General features: G+C 40.6%; 21 protein-coding genes. 15 read left to right on the top strand and 6 right to left on the bottom strand.

The window, feature by feature from the left end; translation table 11 throughout:
• Positions 1–9: 9 nt before the first annotated feature.
• Entirely contained in the window at positions 10–1935 is a 1926-nt protein-coding gene (locus ACWIUJ_RS01720) for a dynamin family protein (RefSeq protein ID WP_454168587.1), read from the top strand.
• A 52-nt stretch (positions 1936–1987) separates the two neighbouring features.
• Here the strand turns inward: ACWIUJ_RS01720 and sdhE are convergent, their stop codons facing one another.
• From sdhE to gatB, 6 genes are all read right to left on the bottom strand, one after another.
• On the bottom strand, positions 1988–2845 hold the full coding sequence (gene sdhE / locus ACWIUJ_RS01715) for an 8-methylmenaquinol:fumarate reductase membrane anchor subunit (RefSeq protein ID WP_454168585.1): 858 nt from the start codon (positions 2843–2845) through the stop codon (positions 1988–1990).
• A 14-nt stretch (positions 2846–2859) separates the two neighbouring features.
• Positions 2860–3825 carry an 8-methylmenaquinol:fumarate reductase iron-sulfur subunit gene (sdhB, locus tag ACWIUJ_RS01710; protein WP_454152125.1) on the bottom strand — a complete coding sequence of 322 codons (966 nt, stop codon included), beginning with the start codon at positions 3823–3825 and terminating at the stop codon, positions 2860–2862.
• Positions 3822–5684, bottom strand: a complete 1863-nt coding sequence (sdhA, locus tag ACWIUJ_RS01705) for an 8-methylmenaquinol:fumarate reductase flavoprotein subunit (protein WP_454168583.1) — start codon at positions 5682–5684, stop codon at positions 3822–3824. The genes sdhB and sdhA overlap by 4 nt, the downstream gene beginning before the upstream one ends.
• Positions 5685–6134: 450 nt before the next feature.
• On the bottom strand, positions 6135–6593 hold the full coding sequence (locus ACWIUJ_RS01700; RefSeq protein ID WP_454168581.1) for a hypothetical protein: 459 nt from the start codon (positions 6591–6593) through the stop codon (positions 6135–6137).
• 132 nt (positions 6594–6725) lie between these two features.
• On the bottom strand, positions 6726–6902 hold the full coding sequence (locus ACWIUJ_RS01695; RefSeq protein ID WP_454168579.1) for an ankyrin repeat domain-containing protein: 177 nt from the start codon (positions 6900–6902) through the stop codon (positions 6726–6728).
• 37 nt (positions 6903–6939) lie between these two features.
• The gene (gatB, locus tag ACWIUJ_RS01690) at positions 6940–8412 is read right to left on the bottom strand and encodes an Asp-tRNA(Asn)/Glu-tRNA(Gln) amidotransferase subunit GatB (RefSeq protein WP_454168577.1); all 1473 of its coding nucleotides are present in this window, start codon (positions 8410–8412) and stop codon (positions 6940–6942) included.
• Between the two features lie 239 nt (positions 8413–8651).
• Here gatB and ACWIUJ_RS01685 point away from each other — a divergent pair, with 239 nt between their 5' ends.
• The 14 genes from ACWIUJ_RS01685 (at position 8652) to ACWIUJ_RS01620 (ending at position 18796) form a co-directional block, all read left to right on the top strand.
• Positions 8652–9941 carry an O-acetylhomoserine aminocarboxypropyltransferase/cysteine synthase family protein gene (locus ACWIUJ_RS01685; RefSeq protein ID WP_454168575.1) on the top strand — a complete coding sequence of 430 codons (1290 nt, stop codon included), beginning with the start codon at positions 8652–8654 and terminating at the stop codon, positions 9939–9941.
• 150 nt (positions 9942–10091) lie between these two features.
• Positions 10092–11846 (top strand): nitrite/sulfite reductase, encoded by a 1755-nt coding sequence (locus ACWIUJ_RS01680; protein ID WP_454168573.1) that lies wholly within the window; start codon positions 10092–10094, stop codon positions 11844–11846.
• A gap of 126 nt (positions 11847–11972) precedes the next feature.
• On the top strand, positions 11973–12980 hold the full coding sequence (locus tag ACWIUJ_RS01675) for a sulfate ABC transporter substrate-binding protein (RefSeq protein WP_454168571.1): 1008 nt from the start codon (positions 11973–11975) through the stop codon (positions 12978–12980).
• Positions 12981–13104: 124 nt separating this feature from the next.
• A complete protein-coding gene (locus ACWIUJ_RS01670) occupies positions 13105–13587 on the top strand; it encodes a hypothetical protein (RefSeq protein ID WP_454168569.1) in 483 nt (160 codons plus the stop codon).
• 180 nt (positions 13588–13767) lie between these two features.
• A complete protein-coding gene (locus tag ACWIUJ_RS01665) occupies positions 13768–14055 on the top strand; it encodes a type II toxin-antitoxin system RelB/DinJ family antitoxin (protein WP_454168567.1) in 288 nt (95 codons plus the stop codon).
• Between the two features lie 68 nt (positions 14056–14123).
• The gene (locus tag ACWIUJ_RS01660; RefSeq protein ID WP_454168566.1) at positions 14124–14657 is read left to right on the top strand and encodes a hypothetical protein; all 534 of its coding nucleotides are present in this window, start codon (positions 14124–14126) and stop codon (positions 14655–14657) included.
• Positions 14658–14691: 34 nt separating this feature from the next.
• On the top strand, positions 14692–15159 hold the full coding sequence (locus ACWIUJ_RS01655; RefSeq protein WP_454168564.1) for a hypothetical protein: 468 nt from the start codon (positions 14692–14694) through the stop codon (positions 15157–15159).
• A 13-nt stretch (positions 15160–15172) separates the two neighbouring features.
• Positions 15173–15625, top strand: coding sequence for a hypothetical protein (locus ACWIUJ_RS01650; protein WP_454168562.1), 453 nt, complete (start codon positions 15173–15175; stop codon positions 15623–15625).
• Positions 15626–15628: 3 nt separating this feature from the next.
• Positions 15629–16081, top strand: a complete 453-nt coding sequence (locus ACWIUJ_RS01645) for a hypothetical protein (RefSeq protein ID WP_454168561.1) — start codon at positions 15629–15631, stop codon at positions 16079–16081.
• A complete protein-coding gene (gene cysT / locus ACWIUJ_RS01640; RefSeq protein WP_454168560.1) occupies positions 16078–16926 on the top strand; it encodes a sulfate ABC transporter permease subunit CysT in 849 nt (282 codons plus the stop codon). Before ACWIUJ_RS01645 ends, cysT begins: the two co-directional genes overlap by 4 nt.
• Positions 16923–17783, top strand: coding sequence for a sulfate ABC transporter permease subunit CysW (gene cysW / locus ACWIUJ_RS01635; RefSeq protein WP_454152111.1), 861 nt, complete (start codon positions 16923–16925; stop codon positions 17781–17783). Before cysT ends, cysW begins: the two co-directional genes overlap by 4 nt.
• A 73-nt stretch (positions 17784–17856) precedes the next feature.
• Positions 17857–18081, top strand: coding sequence for a hypothetical protein (locus tag ACWIUJ_RS01630; RefSeq protein WP_454168559.1), 225 nt, complete (start codon positions 17857–17859; stop codon positions 18079–18081).
• On the top strand, positions 18078–18338 hold the full coding sequence (locus tag ACWIUJ_RS01625; protein WP_454168558.1) for a type II toxin-antitoxin system RelE family toxin: 261 nt from the start codon (positions 18078–18080) through the stop codon (positions 18336–18338). The genes ACWIUJ_RS01630 and ACWIUJ_RS01625 overlap by 4 nt, the downstream gene beginning before the upstream one ends.
• A 41-nt stretch (positions 18339–18379) precedes the next feature.
• Positions 18380–18796, top strand: coding sequence for a hypothetical protein (locus ACWIUJ_RS01620; RefSeq protein WP_454168556.1), 417 nt, complete (start codon positions 18380–18382; stop codon positions 18794–18796).
• The last annotated feature ends 19 nt before the right edge of the window (positions 18797–18815 follow it).

Genomic DNA, 18815 nt, shown 5'->3' with positions numbered 1-18815 from the left:
AGGAAATGTATGAAAACACAAGTTTTGCACGATTTTATCACACAAATCCAAGCCATTAAAGCCACCAATCAAGCAAACCCCACAATCTCACAAAAGCAGGCAACATCACAAAATCCACAACCCACAAATCCCCTACAGGCTAAAATCACGGCTGTGCAAGATTTTTTATCGACACATTTTGTGCTTGATTCTAAAGACAAAGAGGCTTTTTTAACCCTTAAACGCAGTCTCGATGCTCCGCTAAAAATTGCTGTAATTGGGCAATTCTCTAGTGGCAAAAGCTCATTTCTAAATGCACTTTTAGGGCAAAATATTTTGCCAAGTGGCATTATCCCTGTTACAGCAAAAGTTTGTGAAATTTGCTATGGAGAGAGTGCATTTTTACAAATCAACTACAAAGACGGCACGCAAGAGCTTACAAATATTGATTTTTTAGCGACACAAAGCAAAAAAATCGCGCAAATTGACTCATTTAAACTCTATGCGCCAAATGAAATTTTGCGCCATATTACCTTTTTAGACACACCGGGATTCAACTCACAAAATGCACAAGACACAGATATTAGCAACAATATCCTACAAGCTGTTGATGGCATTATTTGGCTCTCTTTAATTGATAATGTGGGTAAAAATAGCGAAAAAGAAGTGCTCAACAACCACATTAAAAAATTCAAATCAAAAAGTCTATGTGTGCTTAATCAAAAAGATAGGCTAAAAAATGACAATGAAATAAACACAAGCTTGCAGTATGCAAAAACCGCCTTTAGTGGAATCTTTGAAGATATTGTAGCCATTTCAGCAAAAGATGCACTGCAGGCAAAATTAGAGGCAGATTCTACGCGTTTAGAATCTTCAAATATTAACGCCGTGCTTTGCTTTATCAACGAACACTTGCTCGCACAAAAAGATACAAGCAAGACAAACAAGGCACATCACACACTGCGCGCACTTATCATCAAGCACTACAAACGCACGCATAGTTGCAACAAAAGACTTTATGCCCTGCAAGACACGCTCAAACACTACGCATTTCATTTAACTAAAGACAACACGCTTAATGATGAATGTCAAAGTCTCTTTAATGCACTAGATTCTCGTTTTAATGACCTCACTCAATACATCTTTAGCTCACTAAAACGCGAAAACATCACCCTATCGCGCAAGCAAAAATCCTCTCTTGGCTTTAGCAAAATGCAAAACTATGATAAACAAACAAGCATTTTGCCACTTGATTCTCTGCTTAGTGCTATTGCGCGTGAAGATAGCGAGCATATTTTAGCAATCAACAAACTTGCAAGTGAGATAAAAAATTTTGGTAAAAAATTTTTAGAAAGCCTAAAACCACCAAAAGAATTGCTAGAAGATTTTGAATCTAAAAGCCTGCAAATCTATGCACTCCCAAACCAATCTCGAAATGATTTAGCCACAGATTCTCTCCCGCAGACATTTGAAAATCTCCTCCTTACCCTACCTAAAAATATGCAAAAGTTTTTTCTTACACGCACATTTATCCTGCATTCTTATGAAAATGCCTTGCAAGAAATCTGCGCGCAATTTTTCCTCCAAACGCACTCACTTAGCCAACTTTTGCAAAAAAGCACGCCAAATGCACTCAAACTCGTGTGTTTAGAGCTTGATTGTAAGATTAAACGCGCTATTGAGGCGCACAAAACTAACCCTGATAAATTTGCGCTCTATGAACCCACAATGGAAAATATCCGCGATTTACTCAATAATGCGCTGTATTTTGAGCTTTTTTTAGAGCGATTGTTTTTGCACAATAACTTAGCCAAAGTCCTTACACGCTCCATCAATGAAAAAATCCAAACACTCACCCACTCACTAAGTGAGCAAATCCAAAATGTCATCGAGCAAAACACCGCCATTCTAGCAACGCTTAAGAAATTAAAACAAGGAGAATCTAAGAATACATAACAGCAAACCTCTAGTATGTATCTAAAGGTTTGCTTACAAAGTATGATAGCCTCTATACAGCTATTTTGGTCGCATCGATAATGTTTAAGTCTAGCCCCAAATCCTCAGCACTTAGCCCAAGTGCTAATCCCACAAGTTGAGATAGGTGGATAATAGGCACTCTTGGACTTGATTTAGTCTCGCTTTGGAATCGCTCTTGGTAAATGTCTAACTGCATTTGGCAAAGCGGACAAGGCGTTACCACACAATCAGCTTGATTACTATCTGCATCATTGACTATTTGACTTGACATTTTTTGCACGGATTTTTCTGCTGGATAAGTCGCGTGGAATCCACAGCAATCAAGTCGCTTTTTGAATGGCACAGCAGTAGCACCAAGTGCATCAGCCACCACTTCAAAGCTTTTAGGATTAGTTGAGCTTTCTTTCGCGCCAAATTCCTTCTCTGGACGAATGCTATGACAACCATAAAACAACGCAACCTTAAGGTTGGTAAGTGGCTTTACCACTTTTGCCTTAAGACTTTCAACATCATCATACAGCTCCCAAAGCAAACTTGTAACATTTGTGCTTCCTTGATATTGCATATTTCCCTCAGCTAAAAATGTGTTGATATGTTCTTTTGCGCCTTTATCGAGTGTATTTTTAGCACGGCTTAAAGTCAGCATACAAGTGCTACAAGTAGTCAGCATTGGCATATTCATTTTTTCTGCCAAAGCGATATTTCTCGCGTTTGCTACAAGGCTTGCCATTGGGTCAATGTCTTGAGCTTGAGAAGCTCCACAACAACTCCAACCCTTTATTTCATTAAGTTTCCAATCCAAAAGTGGCGCAATCGCCTCTAGTGAAATTTTTGATTCCTTTGCGGCTTGTGATAGCACACAGCCGGGAAAAAAGGCAAATTCTTTCATAGTAATTTCCTCCCTTATTTGCTCTCTTGCGCTTTTTGCGCCGCTTGTATCATCTTAACTAAATCCGCGTGCCCCTCAATCTCATCTTCACCAAAAATATGCAATGGATTCATTTTGCCAGACTTCATTAAGTTATAGGCTATATCCATTTTTCCCATTGAGCCAAAGACTCCATCAGAGCGCAAAGAGAGATATATCTCATTAAGGCGTCCAGAACCACCTACCAAATCTTTATAAAATGCCATTGCGTGGTCTGGTCCCACACCAGAATCAAGTCCATTTTTCACCGCCATTACGCGCAAGTTTGCAATATCATCTGCCGAGCTAATACCTTTTGGACAGCGATTTGCACACTCTTGGCAATGCACACAATTCCAAAGTCCATTTTTCACACTAGGCTTGATATGCACCATAGGGTCTTTCCCACGAGAATCTGCAGCCGCACGATATGCGTGAGTAAAGACAAAAGGCTCCATATAATCGCTTCTATCAGCCTCTAGCTTATTGCACTCGCTTGCACAACTTCCGCATAATATACAATCCCATTGTTTAGAAATTTTGTCATATTCTTCTTGGGTTTGCTTACAGCCCTTTTCTTCACTAAATTCAGATTTTGCCACCATAGCAGGACGAATTTTGCGAAGATTCTCAATAGATGGCTCCCAATCCACAATCAAATCACTAATCACACGAAAATTGCCTAAAGGAGAGATTCTAATAGAATCTGGATTATCGTATTCTTTGAGTAAGTCGTCCATTATCGTATCACACGCCAAATATGAATGTCCATTCACCCGCACCGCACACGCACCACAAATCGCAGATTTACAAGATGCAGTGAAGTTTAGCGTAATGTCCTTTGTTTGCTTGATTAACAGCAAAAGTGAAAGCAAAGTTTTGCCTCTAATAAGCCCATCTTCTAACTCATAAGTCTGCTCATAAGACTTTTTTCCATCAAATCTATCTACAACTACTTTCATTCTGGTTTCCTCCCATCAAGTGGATATTGCGTTACCACGACATCTTTATAGCTTAGTGTTAGCTCCTCATTTTCCATTTTCACAATGCTATGCTTTAAGAATTGCTCATCATCGCGTTTAGGATAATCTTCTCTTGTATGTGCGCCACGAGATTCAAGGCGATTTCTCGCTGCTAAACACGCACATTTTGAGAGCAAAATAAGATTGCCTAATTCCACATAATCCGTAAAGGCTGTATTCATTACTTCATTAGGATTAGGAACTTTAAGCTTTTTGTATCGCTCTTCTATAGATTCTAGAGTATTAGCGAGTTTATCAAGCTTACTTTGGGTCCTAAAGATTCCCATATTATCCCAATTCTCACGCCCTAGCTCCTCGCGCAAGGCGTATATTTCGCTTCCATTGCCCTCTGCATTGCTAGTTACCTCTTTAAAGGTGTCTTGCCATTTTTTTGCTAAGTTTTTGAGAGTTTCGCCTTCGCTAAAAGTTGCGTTTTTTGCGTAATTTGCCGCACCTGTGCCCGCAAGTTTGCCTGTAACAACCGCATCTGTCAAAGAGTTGCCACCTAGTCTATTTGCGCCGTGAATGCTTATACACCCAGCTTCACCACCGACATACACACCAGCCACATTTGTGCTCATATCATCGATTTTTTCGACATCAATTCCTCCCATAGAGTAGTGAGCTGTCGGACGCACGGGCACAGGCTCATCGACTAAATCCACATTTTCAAAAAGCATTGCTGTATGGCGAATCTTTGGCAATTTTTTCATAATAGTTTCCTTGCCTAAATGTCGCACATCGCACAATAAATATGAACCAAGCCCAGAACCAAATCCACGCCCTTCACGAATCTCAATCTCCATAGAACGCGCTACAACATCTCGCGGAGCGAGTTCGGCTTTTTCGTGGTATTTTTGCATAAAGCGTTCGCCTTTATTGTTAAGCAAGTATCCACCCTCACCACGCGCCGCTTCGGTGATAAGTGTCCCGCCATTTGATACGCCTGTGGGGTGGAATTGAATCATTTCAGGGTCTTTAAACCCAATCCCCGCACGCAATGCAGCAGCTACGCCATCGCCTGTGGCAATGAATGGTGTAGAAGTCCTGTTATAAAAGATTCTCGTGTAACCACCTGTGGCGATGACTAAAGATTTGCAAAGAAGCGGGAAAATCGCGCCACTTTGAATATCTCTTAGCACCACGCCCTCACATTTGCCATCACTCACGCCAATGTCTAAAAGCTCGTGGTCCATTAAAAACTTCACATCGTTGCTAATCGCATCATCAAGGCAAGAGTGCATTAAAATATGCCCTGTCTTATCTGCCGCATAATTGCATCGTCTCTTCGATGCGCCACCCATCATTCTTTGCGCTACGCCACTTGTTTTTTCATTCCTACTAAAGAGTGTGCCAAGATAATCCATTTCAAAAATTGTCTTACCTGCTAATTCACAAAACTTCTCTGCTGCGTCTTGATCGACTAAATACGCCCCACCCTTAATTGTGTCATAAGTGTGAAGTTTATACGAATCGCCATCGCTAAAGTCTGTAACGCCATTGATTCCACCCTCTGCCATACAAGTAGCGTTGCGTGAGGGCATCATTTTAGTAGCTACGACCACCATAGCACTTGGATTTGCCTTTCTCGCTGCCACAGCCGCACGCAATCCTGCTCCTCCAGAGCCTATGATGAGTATATCACAGCTTGGTAAGCCCGAAGTGTTAAGGTTGATTTTGTTGCCACTGCCACTTTCTTGCGTGCTAGTATCGCCACAACCAGCCATATACAACGCACCCACACTGATACAAGTGCCCTTTATAAAGCCTCTTCTATTGATTTTATTGATTTTACTCACTATCTTTTCCTCCTACTATCAATTTTACTTGTTGTTGTGTTTGAAGTTTTGTAAAACTTCCGCCTTACTTGCTTGCCCAATCAATTTGAATGTTGTGTGTTTTTTTGTGTTGCAGTCCTCCTTTAATGTTGATGTAAGTCTTTAACCACAAAGAATAATCCAAGCTAACTCCTTAACCCGTGCTTGTGTCTTTAGGATTTAGAGCAATCTTATTTTATTCTTTTAAATAAGAATTATACCCCCCCCGCTTAAAAAATGCTTAAATTGAATAAAATTGCATATAAAATTTTATAAATTCTTAAGGTTAAGAGAATCTTGTATAGTGAAGTATAAGTATAAAGTATGATTGAAGTGGAGTTTTGTAGCTTCGATTCCAAAACTCACAAAAAACCTTGCAACCAGCCAATTTCAAGTGGATTTGACTAATTGCAAGTGAAGTAATGCAAGAATCTAAAAAGTAAAAGGCACGGCTACTTTTTTGTAGTTACCATCTTTGTCTTTGTAAGATTCGCGGATTTTTCCACATAGTCCATCGGATTTGAACTTTTCTGCATTAAATATCATCTTTTTGCTATGCTGACAAATCCAAAGCACTACACCGCAGTCATTTTTGCCATCGACTATGGGTGAAATGCCCCACATATCGCTTCCTTTTATTTTTAGCACTTTGTATTTACCCTTATCCAAGCCACCCTCAGCGATGATGAACTCGCCCCAATTTTTATAACCCTTAGGCTTGTCTGTGATTTCGATATTTTGGCTAAAGATTTTTACAACACTATTTTTATGCGCCGTAGAAATCTCACTCTTTACGCGCTCTATATCGCTTGCTTCATCTGCCATAAGTGGCGCAAGACCAACAAAAGCACCCAAAATCACACCCAAACCTAAATTTCTAAACACTCGCATTTTTGCTCCTTTGTATTGATTTGTCCTAGATTCTAGCTTAAAAACTGCTTTTTGCCTCAAATCCCACAAAAGATTCACACAAATCTAACAAATCTTACACGATTACGCGAACATAAATCCAACGCCAAAATTTCACTCGTTCGCGCCTCTGCTTTTTAGGTATTTTGCAACTTCTACATATTCTCCCCTTGTAGCCTCCGTTAGCGCGGTAAAGCCGTTTTTATCCCTCACATTTATATCCGCATACACCGCGCAAACAGCCAACGCCCCAAGCACAAAGGCAAAAAGCGGATTTTTAAGTATTTTCATTTTTGTCCTTTAAATTTTAAAAAACAAACTTGTAGTCTTAGCCCAACTTCTCTTTTAAGAGTTCATTTACCCTTGCGGGATTTGCGCCTTTTGCGTTTTTCATCACCTGCCCCACAAAAAAGCCAAAGAGTTTATCCTTGCCACTTTTATACTCCGCGACTTTATCGGCATTTGCGCTTAGCACGACTTCAATCGCCTCCAAAATCGCGCCATCATCATTGACTTGCGCTAGTCCTAGCGATTCTATAAGGCTATGTATTTCTAGCTTTTTGCCACTCTCATCAATCCCGCGCTTTTCTACGAGCAAATCCAAAATCTGCTTGCCACTTTTGCCACTTATCGCGCTAGATTCTACGCTTTTTACGAGATTTGCCAAAGTCGCGCTATCCACGCCACAAGTTTGCAGAGTATTCTCCCCTTTTAATCGCCCCAAAAGCTCATTACCAAGCCACACAAACGCCCCCTTGCCACTCGCACCTTGTGCCACCATAGATTCAAAGTATTGCGCGAGTTCTAGCTCATTTGTCAGCATTTGCGCATCTTGTGGCTTCAATCCAAAATCATTGATATATCGCGCGCGCTTTTCATCGGGCATTTCAGCGATTTCTCGCCCCTTTTCCATTAGATTGTCATCGATAAACACGGGGAGCAAATCAGGGTCAGGGAAATAGCGATAATCCGCCGCTTCCTCCTTGCCCCGCATAGAGCGCGTCTGCCCCTTTTGCGTGTCAAATAGTCGCGTTTCTTGCACCACTTCGCTTTCATATTTGCCATCTTCCCACGCCTCTCTTTGCCTTTGCACCTCGTATTCAATCGCTTTTTGGATAAATTTAAATGAGTTGAGATTCTTAATCTCCACGCGTGTGTAAAGATTAGAATCTCCACGCGGACGGATTGAGACATTCGCATCACAGCGGAAACTCCCCTCCTGCATATTCGCATCGCTAATGCCTAAAAAGCGCACGATTGAATGGAGTTTCTTTAAATACGCCACCGCTTCATCGCTACTGCGCATATCTGGCTCGCTTACGATTTCTAGCAATGGCGTGCAGGCGCGGTTTAAATCGACTTTGGAATAGTTAGATTCGTGGATATTTTTGCCTGCGTCTTCTTCGAGATGCGCGCGAGTAACGCCGATAATCTTGTGCGTTGCGCCATCAGATTCAGAATCTAGCTCAATTTCGATTGCGCCCTTACCCACGATTGGAATCTCATATTGGCTGATTTGATACGCCTTTGGCAAGTCGGGGTAAAAATAATTTTTTCGCGCAAAAATCGAATTTTGGTTAATAACCGCGTTTATCGCCGTGCCAAATTGAATCGCCTTTTTTACCGCTTCTCGGTTAAGCACGGGCAGTGCCCCGGGCAATGCCAAACAAGTGGGGCAGACATTTTTATTTGGTTCTTCACCAAAACTTGTCGCACAACTACAAAAGATTTTAGTTTTGGTATTTAGCTGGACATGGACTTCTAGCCCGATGATTGTTTCAAAAGCAGAATTTGCGCTCATTGTATCTCCTTATTTCATCATAACATTAAGTCTAAGCCAAAAGTATAGCAAACTTAGAGAGAGAATGAGTAAAACACCGTATGAAATGCACAAAAATCAAAATACATATTGTGTTTGTGAAAATTTGTAACATTAGCAAAAAATTTTTGCAAAATTTTCAAAATACATATTGTGTTTTAAAAATTTTGTGTAATATTCCTTTTGTGTAACAACACAAATTTCAATTTAAAGGACAAAAAATGGCAAATTTAGAAAGCAACAATTTCAGTAGCGAGACTCTCGCACTTCACGCGGCGTATAACTACGATTCACAGCGCACTTTGAGCGTGCCTATCTATCAAAGCACGGCATATAGCTTTGAGTCTATCGCTCAAGCAGCGGCACGATTTGGTTTGCAAGAGTTAGGCAATATCTACTCACGGCTTACAAACCCAACGGTTGATGTCCTAGCACAGCGACTTGCAGCGGTTGAAGGCGGTGCGTTTGGCGTGGCGACTTCAAGCGGGAGCGCGGCTTTGTTTTATACATTTGTGAATCTTGCGCAAAATGGGGATAACATTTTGTATTCAAACAAAATTTATGGCGGGACACAAACGCTTTTGGTGCATACTTTGAAGCGATTTGGCATTGAGGTGCGATGCTTTGATGTCGATGATGTCTCCACTATCGAGCCACTTATCGATGATAAAACAAAGGTGATTTTCTTTGAATCGCTCTCAAATCCACAAATCGCAATCCCAGATATTGAAGCGATTACCGCAATCGCCAAAAAGCACAAAATCATCACCGTATGCGATAACACAGTGGCGACACCATTTTTGTTTCGCCCTTTTGAGCACGGAATCGATATTAGTGTTTCAAGTCTTACGAAATATGTCAATGGACACGGCGCAGGGCTTGGTGGCGTAGCGGTGGAACGCGATGGACTAAACGCGCTTATCAAAGATAATCCACGCTACCCAGCGTTTAACACGCCCGATGAGAGCTATCACGGACTTGTGTATAGCTCACTACCACTGCCAAACTTTGGCATTCGCCTAATCACCGAGTGGCTACGCAATATCGGCGCGACACTTGCCCCGCAAGTTGCGTGGATTCACTTGCAAGGATTAGAGACACTAGAGCTTCGTATCAAACGCCACAGCGATAGTGCGCTCAAAGTCGCAGAATTTTTAGAATCTCACTCAAAAGTTGGCAAAGTGGATTATCCCGGACTAAAATCAAGCCCATACAACGCGAGATTGAAAAAATACTTTATAGATTCACGCGCTAGTGGGCTTTTGAACTTTGAAGCACAAAGCTATGATGCGGCAAAAAAAATCTGCGATACGCTTAAACTCTACTCCATTACGGCAAATATCGGGGATTCTAAGTCGCTTGTCATTCACCCCGCTTCCACTACGCACTCACAACTTTCAGCCAAAGAGCTTGAATCTGCGGGGATTACACCCACAGGTGTGCGCCTAAGCATAGGGCTAGAAAATGTCGATGACTTAATCGCGGACTTAAAAAACGCAATAGAGAGTTAAATCTATCTTGAAATGGGTTTGCGATACCTTATTGCACCCTTTAAGATTTGCAAGCTGCGCTCTTGTATCTTAGCATACAAGAGCGCACTTAGTTAATTTTTCTTTGTTATAACAACTTCACACAAATATTTCAACACATAAGGAGAAAAAATGAGCGGATATACAATCCCAGATTCGGTTACCAAAGGCGATTTTGAGTTTTTTAAAAAATCACTTAATGATTTAAAAAGTGGCATAATCACAAAGGACGATTTTAAGGGCATTCGTGTGCCTTTTGGCGTGTATGAGCAACGAGAGCGCGAGACTTATATGGTGCGCGTGAAAACTTATGGCGGGGAGATAGAGCCAAAGCAGCTTGGTATTTTAGCGGATTACGCGGATAAATACGCAAACAAACAGCTTCACATTACCACGCGTGGCGGTGTTCAGCTCCATTACACAAAGTTAGATGATTTATGCGAGATTTTGGAGAATCTGCACTCTATCGGGCTTACTTCTCGCGGTGGTGGTGGCGCAACGGTGCGCAATATCAATGCGGACATTCTCTCAAATGTCGCGGGGGATTGTGTTTTTGATGTGATTCCTTACGCAAATGCGCTGACAACCAAAATGTTAGGATTAAAAGATTCTTTTTACTTGCCTAAAAAATTCAAATTCGCCTTTTCTGCTTCAAGCGCGGATAGAGCGATGGCAACGATTACTGATGTGGGATTTATCGCTAAGATTGAAGGGGGTAAAAAAGGCTTTGAAGTGTGGGTAGCAGGTGGAATGGGCGCAAAACCACGACTTGGTTTTAAGTTACTTGATTTCTTGCCAGATTCTGAAGTGTTTGCCCTCGCACAAGCTGCAAAACAAATCTATGACAAACACGGCGATAGAGAGAAAAAATCTCAAGCACGATTTCGTTTTGTCGCGGAACGATTTGGCGAGGAGGAACTCGCAAAAATGATTTTTGCAGAAATGGAGCAGGTAAAAAAGGATTTTGACTGCACATTAGAATTGGAATCCTCCCCAGAATTGCCAACCTTAAGTGGCGCGGATTTAGAGATTCCACAAATGAGCGAAGCGCAACAAAAATGGTGGAATCGCTTTGTGATAAAGCAAGTGCAAAATGGCTATTTTTGCGCCAAAGTGCCTTTGAGTTTGGGTGATTTGAAATCCACTCACGCTAGGGAACTTGCGCAAAGGCTTGAAAAAATCGGCAATCACAGCTTATTTTTCGCGCCAAATCAAAATATGTATTTGCGGAATTTAAGCGCGAAAAACTTGCTTAGTTTGCACGATTTGATTACGCAGTTTTCAACCCAAAGTGCCAAACCTGCAATTATCGGCGATATGGTGGCTTGCACGGGTGCGGCGACTTGTCAGCTAGGTATCGCGCGTCCGCGTGGTGCAGTGGCAAAAATCGAGGAATACTTGGAGGACAAGGGGTTAGATTTAGACAGCTTACAAGGATTTAGGATTCAGCTCTCTGGCTGTCCAAATTCGTGTGCGAATCATTTTAGCGCGAATTTAGGCTTTTTTGGCAAGTCTAAACGCAATGGCGATTATAGCTATCCTGCGTATAATGTCGTAATCGGCGGGATTGTGAGCGCGAGTGCGGAGAAAAAGTCGCGCTTTGCGAAAAAAGTCGCTGATATTTCGGCATTCCACTTGCCTGAATTTATCTATCAAGTCCTAGCCAAATATATCCCGCAAAAGGCGCAATATCCGCTATTTGAGGATTATGTAGATAGCGTGGGCGAAGCGGAAATCGTGGCGATTGCAGAATCATTGCAAGAGATTCCTAGCTTTGATGAAAATCCTGCGCCCTATTATGACTACACGAGCGATAAACTCTTTGGCGAGACAAGCAAAGAGCGCGGGATTGGCGAAGAGCATTTTAAAGAAATTAAACCTAATTAGCCAAATCTGGCAAAGGGGGTAAAAAATGAAACTGATGTGTTGTTGTAAATAAAAATTTTAGGTAAAGAGTTGGCGGTATAAAAATAGGGCGCAAAGCCCACAAAATAACATTAAAAGGACAACATTATGAAAAAAACAGCATTCAAAATCGCAACGGCGATTTTAGGATTTATAAGCGTGGCGTTTGGGGCGAATTATGAGATTTTAAATGTCTCTTATGACCCCACAAGAGAGCTTTATAGGGAGTATAATGCAGAATTTAGCGAGTGGTATGCAAAGCAAAAGGGCGATAAGGTTAGCATTCGTCAATCACACGGAGGCTCAGGCGCACAAGCGCGCTCTGTCATTGATGGCATAGAGACAGATATTGTCTCACTTGCGTTGGCGTATGATATTGACGCGATTGCGGAGCGTGGATTGCTAAAAAAAGATTGGCAAAAGGTGTTTCCAAACAATTCTACGCCATATTACTCAACAATAGTTTTTCTCGTGCGTAAGGGCAATACAAAGGGGATTAAGGATTGGGGTGATTTGATAAGAGATGACATAAAAGTCGTTACACCAAATCCCAAAACTTCTGGCGGTGCGCGGTGGAATCACCTAGCAGCCCTAGCCTACGCGCTTAAAGTCAATAAAAATGATGAGACAAAGGCAAAAGAATTTTTGATAAAACTTTACAAAAATGTGCCTGTGCTAGATTCAGGTGCGAGGGGTGCGACAAATACCTTTGTGAAGCGCAATGTGGGCGATGTGCTAATTGCGTGGGAAAACGAAGCCCTTTTAGCACAAAAGCAACTTGGCAAGGGCAAATTTGAGATTGTTGTGCCTAGCATTAGTATTCTCGCTGAACCACCTGTGGCAATCGTAGATAAAGTCGTGGATAAAAAAGGCACACGCGAAGTGGCAAAGGCGTATATCACGCATTTGTATGATGAAAGTGCGCAAGAAATCATCGCCAAAAATTTCTATCGCCCCATAAATGAAGCGGTGGCGAAAAAATATAGTGCGAATTTTCCTGCGCTAGAACTCGTGAAAATCGATACTTTTGGTGGCTGGGGCAAAGCGCAAAAGACGCATTTTAGCGATGGCGGAGAGTTTGATAAGATTTTTGAGAGTATCAAAAAAGGCAAGTAATGCGAATCTTTTGCTAGATTTTTTGAAGAATCTAGCACAAGGCAAATCTAAATTTACGCGATTCAAAGGTAGAATCGCGTAAATATTGTTAGATTCGCAAAGATTTGGCGCAAAGGTGGTAACAATGAAAAAACTACTAGCATTTGTGATTTTAGCGTATGGTGTGGCATTTGGCAGTGATTTGAAATGGGATAGCGTGTATTGTGAATGTGATGACGCCGTGTATGTAACCACTATAAAAGCCAAAAGTATGCAAGAAGCGCACGATAAACTAAAAAAGGCAAAAAAGGTTTTAGATTGGACTTGTAGCGAAGCAGAGTGGGCGAGAGATGGAACATTGATATATGTAAATTTAGAAAAATGTAGCTATAAACTTGAATTTTTAGGGACATTGCCAAAGCAAAATTATCAATACAAGGGCAAATGCTATGACAAAGATTCTCAATATAAGTGCGATGACGAGGAATGGTATGCGCGATATGAGTGGAGCAAGGACAAAAAACAACTCACAATTACATATTCGCAATCTTGTGGCGATGATAGCTATATATTGTTTGATTTGAGCAATGGCACATTTAAGATTACAAACATAATACAGCGGTGCTAAAAGCAAGGTGGTATAAAATGCGTTGCTTAAAATTTAAAAAGTGGTTAAAGTGTGGCTTGTTGTCGTTGTTTTGCCATTGCGTGAAAAGATTTTTGCAAAATCGCACGAATCTAAATCCTGCGAATATCATATATTTTATGGTAAAATGCCATATTTTAATTTCAAAATAAGGACAAAGCAATGCAAACCATAAATGTAACCTTTAGAATGGATAAGGACGACAAGGCACAATTTGAGCGAATCATAAATGATATGGGGCTAAATCTTAGCTCGGCGTTTAATGTATTTGCCAAAGCGGTGATACGCGAAAATGCGATTCCATTCACATTGCAAGGCAAAAGCGAGATTCCAAACGATGAGACAAGAGAAGCGATAGAAAACGCACGAAAAGGTGTGAATTTAGAGAGTTTTACTTTGGAGCAGTTAAAAGCAGAATTTGAAGCAATAAAGGCGCAAAATAAGGCGTAAGCGATGAATGAGATTCGACTATTGCGAATCGGCACGCATTCGCAACTTTTTAAATGATTGGAGCAAAAATGAAAAAACTAATCTTTGCTTTTATGCTAATTTTTGGCTACGCGCAAGATTTGGCGCACACGCAAAGCACACAAAACACCAAATCCGCTTTGTATGATGAGTGGGCAAAAGATTGGGGGGGCAAGGAAGATGATGTATATTTTTACAAAGAAACACCTTACACGATAATGTATATGCTTGGAGAATGCGACATAAAGGGCTTGAAACTAATGCTTGATGAGCTTGGAAAGCAGGAATTTATCTCTATGCAAGCAAGTGGTGGAATGATTTTTTTGATTGCCGCTATCGAATCTGCGCAGGTAGAATCTGTCAAATTTCTACTAGAAAATAAACTCACATATAAGGACAATGTAGCGCAGTATGAGGGTTCTGTCATAGATGAAGTGTATTATGATAAAAATTATGTTAAGAGAACGCCATTGCAATTTGCCACACAAAAGCTACAAGAAGCAAAATCTAGTGGCGATTCTAACGCCGTGCGAAATTATGTAAAAATTATTGAGCTTTTAGAACAATATAAAGGTGGGCAATGATTTGCAACAAGCATTTTTAAATAAGGAGCAATAAATGAAAAAACTAAGTGCGTTGCTTTTAATATTGTTTATACCTATGTTTGTAGTGTGTGGCGATTCAAAGGATTTAACCCCAAATTCTTTAAGCGTATTAGATTCTTATGGCTTTTGGGATAAAGAATTTTTTAGTATAGATTCACGCGATAAATGTGCGATTTTAGAGATAAAAACCATTAAAGATAAATCTGTCGTCATTATATCTTATGGAGAGGAAATCACACCTTATCAAATCATCGACATACAAAAGCAAAATAGCGACACTTACGCGCTAAAAGCAACTGATGATAGATTTATCAATATTTCGTTTGCAAGGGATTCGCTAACCATAAGCGATTCTTATCGCACAATTCCTGTAACATTTGATTTGCGTGAAGCATATAATCAAAAAGGGTATGCAAGATGCGAGGACAATGAGAAGTTTTGGACATTTTGGAAAAGCGAATTTTTGGGAGATGTGTTTTAAATAAGGATTTGCAATGAAAAGATTGCTTGTATTTATATTTTTAGCGTGTGGCGTGGCGATTGGTGGGCAGATTTATATATTTACAGAGCAGAGTGGCAATATAGAGATTCGCTATGAATTTATACCGCCAAATGTTAAGATGAGAATGTATATAGCATTTGAAATATATCATAATGGCAAGTTGATATTTAAAGATGAGGCTTGGGCTTGGAGCGCAGCTGACGAAGAGGACATAGCCGAAAATGGCGAATCTTATAGAGTATATGTTTTTACAAATAGAGACAAATGCAAGATAAATCTTAGAGAACAACAAGGTAGTTTATTAAAAAGTGAATGGGAAAATCCACCAAAGCAACGCAAAACAAGAATGCAAATAAAAATAGAAAATAAACAAGACAAAGCGTGTGAATCGCTTAAAAATATCGCGTTAGAAAATAAAATCTTTTATAAAATTAAGGGGAAGTAAAAAATGAAAAAAATTGCATTGCTAGTATTTTTGCTTTGTAGCGTGGCGTTTGGTGCGGAGGAAACCTATAAATCACTAGATGGCACGATAGAGATAAAAGCTGATTATATTTGGAAACCTAAAAAAATATTAGAGATAATCCACAATGGCACTCCATTACTCAAAGATAAAGTCGTAGAGTTTGGCGGATTTTTTAAAGAATGTGTGCTTTGTCATAAAGCGAGATTTTTTATCTCTAATCCTGCTAATAAAAAAGCTAGATGTGAACTGTTTATTATTAGACGCGAACCTGTTGGTATAAATTTGCCTCTATATGAAGAATATGAACCAAAAGTAAAATATATCACACTTTCCACATACAAATGCGAAATCTTAAAAGAATTGCAAAATATTACACAAGATGAGCAAGGAAACGAAAGAAAATTTTTTATCATAGATAAGGAGCAAGGCAAATGAATCTCACATATATCGCAAATAAAATCATCGCCAAAAAGCCCTCGATTTTGCAGGGCTTTGGGCTTAGCTTTGGGCTTGGTATGACATATTTTAGTTTGCTTGTGATTATCCCACTAATCGCGCTTTTTGCGTTTAGCTTTAAGTTAGAGTGGGCAAAATTTGTAGAAATTATCAGCGATTCGCAAGTGTTAAGCGCGTTAAAATTCTCACTCTCCACCGCACTTATCGCCGCGTTAATCAATCTCATTTTAGGATTTATCGTGGCGTGGAGCTTGGCGCGATATGACTTTTTTGGCAAGCGAATCTTAGAAGCCCTAATCGACTTGCCTTTCGCACTCCCCACCGCCGTAGCGGGAATCGCAATCGCTTTTTTACTCTCAAGCAATGGTATCGTAGGCAAGGCATTTTTGCTAATCGGCGTGGATTTGGAGGGGCGCAGTTTTGTAGCCGTTGTCGTGGCGTTAGTGTTTGTGGGGATTCCCTTTGTGATTCGCACACTTGAACCCGTCATCAAAGATTTAGACAAAGAGAGTTTAGAAGCCGCAGGGAGCTTGGGGGCGAACTTTTATCAAAGTTTTTATTATGTGATTTTGCCATCTTTAATCCCATCCGCGCTGATAGGATTTGCATTAGCCTTTGCGCGGGGGCTTGGCGAGTATGGCTCAGTGATTTTTGTCTCAAACAATATCCCATTTGAGAGTGAAATACTGCCACTTTTAATCGTAAAGAAGTTAGATTCGTTTGATTATTTGGGCGGAAGCGCGGTGGGCGTGCTAATGATAAGCGTGGCATTTGTGATTTTGCTAGCTATCAATCTTTTAGGGCAATGGAGGAAGCGCGTATGAATCCAAATAATACAGGCAAAAATATGGCGCAAAAAAACGCGCAAATGATAAAAAACACAGAGCCAAAGGCGTTACGCTACATTGGCATTGGCATTAGCTTTGCGTTTTTGGGTATTATGGTGGCGTTGCCTTTAATCATTGTCTTTGTGGAGGCGTTTAGCGAGGGTATGGGCGTGTATGTGGAGGCGTTAAGCGATGAATACACGATAAAAGCACTGCTTTTGACGCTCACTTGCGTTGTCATTGTCGTGCCGATAAATGCGATATTTGGGACTTTTATCGCATACTCAATCGCAAAGTTTGAATTTAGAGGCAAGTTTATTTTATCAAGTCTTATTGAGATTCCCTTTGCCGTATCGCCTGTCATCGTGGGGCTTTGCTTTGTGCTACTCTTTGGTAATAGCGGATTTTTTGGCGAGATGTTAAACGCGTGGGATATAAAAATCATTTTCGCCCTCCCTGCGATAATCCTAGCCTCCGCGTTTGTAACATTTCCCTTTGTCGCAAAAGAGCTCATCGCGCTAATGCAAGAGCAGGGCAAAGAGGAAGAGGAAGCCGCCATAAGTTTGGGTGCAAACGGGTGGCAGAGCTTTTTTAAGGTAACTTTGCCAAATATCAAATGGGGGCTTTTCTATGGTATCGTGCTGACAAATGCGCGGGTTATCGGTGAGTTTGGCGCGGTGGCGGTGGTAAGCGGGAAAATCATAGGACTTACTACCACGATGCCTTTATACATTGAGATTCTCTACAATGACTATCTCTACACGGCGGCGTTTGCGGTGGCAAGTGTGCTCACACTACTATCAATCATCGCGCTTATTTTGAAATGTATCATTGAGAAGTATGAGAGAGCGTAAAGGCGTGAAATATAGGATTCTATGCGCGATTTTGCTATAATTGTGCGAAAAATAAAGCGTTAAAGGATAAAAGATGACATTACAAGTGCAAATCAGCGACAAAAATAAAAGCGAGATTATAAGTGCGATTCGCCTGCTAAAAGGTGTGCGCGAAGTGCGCGAGAGTGCCGAATCAAAAAGCAAAAAACTCCCTGTGGAAACCAAAGCGGACTATAAAGCGTGGAAAAAGGCACGAAAAGAACTAGAGCGCGGTGAAACTTACAGCCTAGAATCTGTCAAAAAAGAGCTTGGGCTATGAGCTATAAAGTAGAGATGAATAAGGAAGTGCGGAAGTTTTTGCACTCACACCCTGAAGTAAGTGCGAAAATTATCTCTGCCCTAGAGCAAATCGCGCAAAATCCTTTTGAAAATAACCTTGATATTAAGCGTTTGCAGGGCGAATCACACAAATATCGATTGCGAATCGGCAAGTATCGCCTTTTGTATGAAATCATACAATCCCAAATCCTAATCTACGCTTACAAGGCGCAATCGCGGGGCGATATTTACAAGTGAGATTCACGCGAATCAAAATTAAAATAATGGAGTTTAAAAAAATGCAAAAAATACTTAGATTTATCGTTTTGCTAATTGTGTGTGGTGTATTTGCAAATGCAAAAAATGCAAATACATATTATTTTAGCGATAATGAGCTAACTCCGCAATGCGCGGATATTTTTATTTCGCTTGTCAAAGAGAGTAGCTTTGATTTTGCGATGTGGGCGAATGGCTATAATAAAAGCGTAGAAGCGTTTAAAAATAGCGTGGCGTTTATGTTTGATAGCGTTAATGAATCTCAGATTGTGGCAAAGCTATTTATTGATAGCGAGTCAAAAGAGTTTCAAGGCACAGGCACGATAGGCTGGGTAGAATATGATTTTGACACAAAAACACTTATTGATACTATGAAAGAAGTGGAGTTAAAATTCCCGCAAAATCTAGCCTATAAGCTAGAATCGTGCGTGAAAAAATAATGCAGATTCAAAAGGACAT

This window comes from Helicobacter sp. 23-1046 (assembly GCF_053654635.1).
Note: the sequence above shows the minus strand (reverse complement) of the source record. Positions and strands in the feature narration are given on the sequence as shown.

Coding starts and splice junctions, on each gene's coding strand:
- ACWIUJ_RS01720 (WP_454168587.1), top strand. CDS start 10: ATGAAAACACAAGTTTTGCACGATTTTATCACACAAATCCAAGCCATT.
- sdhE (WP_454168585.1), bottom strand. CDS start 2,845: ATGAAAGAATTTGCCTTTTTTCCCGGCTGTGTGCTATCACAAGCCGCA.
- sdhB (WP_454152125.1), bottom strand. CDS start 3,825: ATGAAAGTAGTTGTAGATAGATTTGATGGAAAAAAGTCTTATGAGCAG.
- ACWIUJ_RS01700 (WP_454168581.1), bottom strand. CDS start 6,593: ATGCGAGTGTTTAGAAATTTAGGTTTGGGTGTGATTTTGGGTGCTTTT.
- ACWIUJ_RS01695 (WP_454168579.1), bottom strand. CDS start 6,902: ATGAAAATACTTAAAAATCCGCTTTTTGCCTTTGTGCTTGGGGCGTTG.
- gatB (WP_454168577.1), bottom strand. CDS start 8,412: ATGAGCGCAAATTCTGCTTTTGAAACAATCATCGGGCTAGAAGTCCAT.
- ACWIUJ_RS01685 (WP_454168575.1), top strand. CDS start 8,652: ATGGCAAATTTAGAAAGCAACAATTTCAGTAGCGAGACTCTCGCACTT.
- ACWIUJ_RS01680 (WP_454168573.1), top strand. CDS start 10,092: ATGAGCGGATATACAATCCCAGATTCGGTTACCAAAGGCGATTTTGAG.
- ACWIUJ_RS01675 (WP_454168571.1), top strand. CDS start 11,973: ATGAAAAAAACAGCATTCAAAATCGCAACGGCGATTTTAGGATTTATA.
- ACWIUJ_RS01670 (WP_454168569.1), top strand. CDS start 13,105: ATGAAAAAACTACTAGCATTTGTGATTTTAGCGTATGGTGTGGCATTT.
- ACWIUJ_RS01665 (WP_454168567.1), top strand. CDS start 13,768: ATGCAAACCATAAATGTAACCTTTAGAATGGATAAGGACGACAAGGCA.
- ACWIUJ_RS01660 (WP_454168566.1), top strand. CDS start 14,124: ATGAAAAAACTAATCTTTGCTTTTATGCTAATTTTTGGCTACGCGCAA.
- ACWIUJ_RS01655 (WP_454168564.1), top strand. CDS start 14,692: ATGAAAAAACTAAGTGCGTTGCTTTTAATATTGTTTATACCTATGTTT.
- ACWIUJ_RS01650 (WP_454168562.1), top strand. CDS start 15,173: ATGAAAAGATTGCTTGTATTTATATTTTTAGCGTGTGGCGTGGCGATT.
- ACWIUJ_RS01645 (WP_454168561.1), top strand. CDS start 15,629: ATGAAAAAAATTGCATTGCTAGTATTTTTGCTTTGTAGCGTGGCGTTT.
- cysT (WP_454168560.1), top strand. CDS start 16,078: ATGAATCTCACATATATCGCAAATAAAATCATCGCCAAAAAGCCCTCG.
- cysW (WP_454152111.1), top strand. CDS start 16,923: ATGAATCCAAATAATACAGGCAAAAATATGGCGCAAAAAAACGCGCAA.
- ACWIUJ_RS01630 (WP_454168559.1), top strand. CDS start 17,857: ATGACATTACAAGTGCAAATCAGCGACAAAAATAAAAGCGAGATTATA.
- ACWIUJ_RS01625 (WP_454168558.1), top strand. CDS start 18,078: ATGAGCTATAAAGTAGAGATGAATAAGGAAGTGCGGAAGTTTTTGCAC.
- ACWIUJ_RS01620 (WP_454168556.1), top strand. CDS start 18,380: ATGCAAAAAATACTTAGATTTATCGTTTTGCTAATTGTGTGTGGTGTA.